Genomic DNA, 4,516 nt, shown 5'->3' with positions numbered 1-4,516 from the left:
TAGATATTCCGATTACTGGCTATACACTCAGCGCGTGGGAATCGATAAAAGCCGGACGTTCGGCACAGGGTGGGGTGATGTTTGCCGCACCAGAAACAGATATTTCTAGCCAATTGTTACAAAATTATTGTGCGGTGTGGATGGCGGGAATTGCTGCTGAGAAATCGATTTACGATCGATCGGAAGGTGGTAGCGAAGATCGGCGAAAACTTCGAGGTGTCTTGTTTCGGTTGGGCAAGCAGCAGCAGGATATGGTTCAACAGGAAAATTTAGCTGCTATGCGTGCCAAAACCCTCATTCAAACGCATAGAGCTGCTTATCAAGCTTTAGTAATTGCGATGCAAAATCGCGCTCCTGTTGCCGATTGTTGTCAACAGATCGAGCGACTTAAATTAGCGAGTGAATAAGCGATCTCATTTAACCGAAATCCTCGCTTCCCGTACATTATAATAATTTATACTGACTCTCGCCCAAATACTTGGCTGCATCACCAAGCGATCGAACTTTTTGTCAGATGACAGTGAATCAATCGATCTTTCATCGTTACAGGACAAACACCAAACTTAACAATGATGCCATGACTATCGATTTCGATCCTAAACTATTTTATTTAGACTACATTAAGCAAAATCAGGTAGAAATTACTGACACAGCTACACGACAACTCACCCATGTTTTAGATAATTGCCAGTGGGAGCAACCACAGACAGCTTTGGAGTGGAATAATCTCGCCGTCGCCGCCCTAATTGCCGCTGAAGGCTGCGATAACTCGCTCACTCATGGTTTGTATGCCGAAATCGCTTTTGATGCCGTACAAGCAGGTTCCCAGCTCAATTCCCACCCATTGTGCGCGGCACATTTAGCCTTACTCAATTGTATGTTGGGCAACTATAGCGAGGCGGCGCGGATTGCTTTTAGTGCCTTTATTAATAACCTGCAACCTACCTACACCGAAGGCAAAATCGAGCCGGGAATTGTCTACATTCCCCCCTTAACGCGGACGCATGTTACCAACGGTAGAAGCGAACAATTACAACGAATTTTAAATACAGATAATGGCTATACTCAAGCCATGTTAATGCTGACAGAGGTACTGTGTCGCACTCAAATTGTCCTGGATAATCATACCGGATTGCGACTATTGCATCTGATGAATCAATTGATGCCAGATCTGATTTTCCCGAAGATTCGTCTGGGCATTTACAGCATTGGCAGTCAAGAATTAGAAGGATTAATTTACCTACATCAAGCTAGCGATTTAGAATTAGACCATCCGATAATATTACAATCATTATATCTCGCTTATCTAGATTTAGACCAACCAGAATCGGCTAGTCATTGGCAAAAAATCGGGATCGATTATGCCAGTCAAAGATTAGCAAAAATCCCCTGGCAATGGACGCAACTATCGATCGATAGTCCGTGGACTTATATTCCGTTCGATGGTGGCGAAACTGGCACAATAGAGCGAGAAATTGCCCTGACTGTTAGTGCTAGTTTGGAGAGTCCGACTACCCGCTGCTTGCTAGCAGAAGGCGATTGGTTCGAGCGCGAATTAGAATTTTGGCGACAGTATATTCAACCGGGGATGAATGCGATCGATATCGGTGCGGGGGTTGGTATTTATACATTTAGTGCTGCCAGTCGAGTTGGGGTGAATGGCACTATCTACGCGATCGAACCGTATAGTAAAGCGATCGATTGCTTGCACGAAACTTGTCGGCTCAACCAGATTAAAAATGTTAAAATATTCAGGAACGCCATCGACGATCGCGCGAGTATCTCTGAATTAGTTTTACAGTCGAGTAGCGAATTCAACCATCTAGCCACCCGCGATGACTCGCTCGACTCAGCCGTCGAAACTGAAGTAGTAAGTTGCCTGACACTCGATGATTTTGTCGATCGCGAAAAGATCGATCGATTGGAAATAATTAAAATCTCCACCGAAGGAAACGAACTAAAAATTCTGCACGGCGGCGATCGCACATTAGCCAAATTTGCACCGACAATTATTTATAATAGCTACACCACTAAAGGCATCGATCTAGCCGTCGCTCAATATCTCCTCGATCGTGATTACGAACTATTCCGCTATCAACCCTATTTGCAACAATTAATTCCCCTCGCCAACGAATCCGATTTTACCGAAGTCATTAAGGCAATTGCCATTCCCAAGGTAGAGCCGAGGGAGTAAGGAGTAAGGAGTAAGGAGTAAGGAGTAAGGAGTAAGGAGTATTTTGGATTAAAAACTTCCCTCTCCCCACACTCCCATCTCCCATCTCCCCGCTCCCATCTCCCATCTCTTTGCAGCTATCGTGCATTTTCATATTAAGATGTAGAGTGCGATTGACGTATCCGCGATGGCTTTGGTTTGCTTTTGTATGTCAGAGGCTACGCCAGCGGCGATCGGGTGCGACTGGATTATCATTAATAACAGTAACAAGGAACATATATGAGCGCAGATGTATTGGCTAAAGTGCAAGCCGTAATTGCCGACAAATTGGAAGTAGACGCTAGTAAAATTACGCCTGAAGCCAACTTTACCGACGATTTAGGGGCTGACTCCCTCGATGTCGTCGAACTCGTCATGGCACTAGAAGAAGAATTCGATATCGAAATTCCTGACGAAGAAGCCGAAAAGCTGCAAACCGTTCAATCCGTAGTTGACTACATCAACGTTAAAAACGGCTAGTACCGCTGCACGGAAATGACGAGCGTGCGGTGCCGCGATGCGGAGCCAACCTCCGCATGAAGCACAGCAGCTCAAACCCCTACTACCCCAGCAACCCCCACCTCTCATCTCTGGATTCATCATGGCAAATTCCGATTCACAAGGACAGCGAAGCGAACGCAAACGTGTTGTTATCACTGGATTAGGCGCGATTACGCCCATTGGCAACACCCTAGCTGAATATTGGGAAGGCTTGCTAAGTGGGCGGAATGGGATTGGCGCAATTACGCACTTCGATCCGTCTAGACACGACTGTCGGATTGCGGGGGAACTCAAAAATTTCGATCCGCTCTTATATCTCGAAAAAAAAGCCGCCAAACGGATGGATCGGTTCGCACAACTGGCGGTGTGTGCCAGTAAGCAAGCAATTGCCGATTCAGGATTGACGATCGATCCCACTAATGCCGAGCGCGTCGGCGTAATGGTTGGTACGGGCATCGGCGGACTTAAAATTCTCGAAGAACAACAAGAAATCTATTTGACAAAAGGCCCCAGCCGTTGTAGTCCGTTCATGATTCCGATGATGATCGCCAACATGGCAGCCGGACTGGTTGCGATCGAACTTGGTGCCAAAGGGCCTAACTGCTGTACCGTAACCGCCTGTGCGGCGGGTGCAAATGCGATCGGTGAAGCTTTTAGACTAATTCAGGGCGACTACGCCACAGCGATGATTTGCGGTGGTACAGAAGCCGCAATTACACCCCTGGGGATTGCCGGATTTGCCGCGTGCAAAGCCGTCTCTACCCGCAACGACGACCCCCTTCATGCTTGTCGCCCGTTCGATACCGGACGCGATGGCTTCGTGATGGGTGAAGGTTCCGGCATTCTGGTACTAGAAGAACTCGAACACGCCCTCAATCGCGGCGCGAAAATTTACGCCGAAATCGTCGGCTATGCCATGACCTGCGATGCCTATCACATGACCGGACAGACCCCCGGCGGTATCGATGCCGCCCGTGCGATGTCGCTATGTCTTAAAGATGCCGGACTAGCACCCGAAGCCGTCAGCTACATTAACGCTCACGGTACCAGCACCCCAATTAACGATCCGACCGAAACAGCCGCCATTAAAAAGGCTCTCGGCGACCACGCGTACAAGATTGCGGTCAGTTCTACTAAATCGATGACCGGGCACCTTCTCGGCGGTGCAGGCGGCATCGAAGGCGTTGCATCTGCCCTCGCCGTCCACCACGATTTAATTCCCCCCACGATCAATCTCGAAACCCCTGAAGAGGGTTGCGATCTTGATTATGTCCCCCACGTCAGTCGCGCCGCCACAGTCAATGTCGCGCTATCTAATTCGTTTGGGTTTGGCGGACACAATGTAACTCTGGCATTTAAGAAATATGCATGATAATACAAGATGAACATGTCAGAGTTTGCTGGCGAAATTTGCACTAACATCGAACTCAATCAATTTGCCAGGATACTAATCCGTAATGGAATTAGGACGAAAATTCATCTTTCATCTTTCTTTGAAGGTGGGGCTTACATCCGTGTTGAAGAGGGAGCTACAGAGTTTTTCTTGGAAAACATTGGAGAAGAGTATCATGCCAGGGGATGTGCCTCTTCAGTCGATCGAATGTATCAAGCAGCTAATAAGGTCTCTCAGGTACTGATAAGCTTCGATATTTGCCATGCGTTTGAATTGTACGATGAATCGGGTGAAATTATTCACTATCTACATCATAATTGTCCGCCACAGCTAGAAGTAGAAACTTCTTCGCGTAAAAGCAGAAAACGGCAGATTAAACCGTAAATTTGATATTGTGGTGCGATATATTA

The 4,516-nt window shown here is 47.3% G+C and carries 4 protein-coding genes and 1 pseudogene; all 5 read left to right on the top strand.

Annotation, left to right across the window (positions count from 1 at the left end; genetic code table 11):
- Positions 1-407 (top strand): annotated as a pseudogene (locus Q0R35_RS03620) (ATP-dependent Zn protease); the annotation flags it as partial.
- A gap of 170 nt (positions 408-577) precedes the next feature.
- Positions 578-2,194, top strand: a complete 1,617-nt coding sequence (locus tag Q0R35_RS03615) for an FkbM family methyltransferase (protein WP_295614561.1) — start codon at positions 578-580, stop codon at positions 2,192-2,194.
- Between the two features lie 258 nt (positions 2,195-2,452).
- Positions 2,453-2,692: an acyl carrier protein gene (gene acpP, locus Q0R35_RS03610; protein WP_295614559.1), complete on the top strand. Its 240-nt coding sequence runs from the start codon at positions 2,453-2,455 to the stop codon at positions 2,690-2,692.
- Positions 2,693-2,813: 121 nt separating this feature from the next.
- Positions 2,814-4,085 carry a beta-ketoacyl-ACP synthase II gene (gene fabF, locus Q0R35_RS03605; RefSeq protein ID WP_295614562.1) on the top strand — a complete coding sequence of 424 codons (1,272 nt, stop codon included), beginning with the start codon at positions 2,814-2,816 and terminating at the stop codon, positions 4,083-4,085.
- Positions 4,086-4,094: 9 nt separating this feature from the next.
- The gene (locus Q0R35_RS03600) at positions 4,095-4,490 is read left to right on the top strand and encodes a hypothetical protein (protein WP_295614557.1); all 396 of its coding nucleotides are present in this window, start codon (positions 4,095-4,097) and stop codon (positions 4,488-4,490) included.
- Positions 4,491-4,516 lie beyond the last annotated feature (26 nt).

Source organism: Chamaesiphon sp. GL140_3_metabinner_50, from assembly GCF_025361915.1.
Classification (GTDB): domain Bacteria; phylum Cyanobacteriota; class Cyanobacteriia; order Cyanobacteriales; family Chamaesiphonaceae; genus Chamaesiphon.
This window is presented reverse-complemented; position numbering and strand designations above follow the sequence as displayed.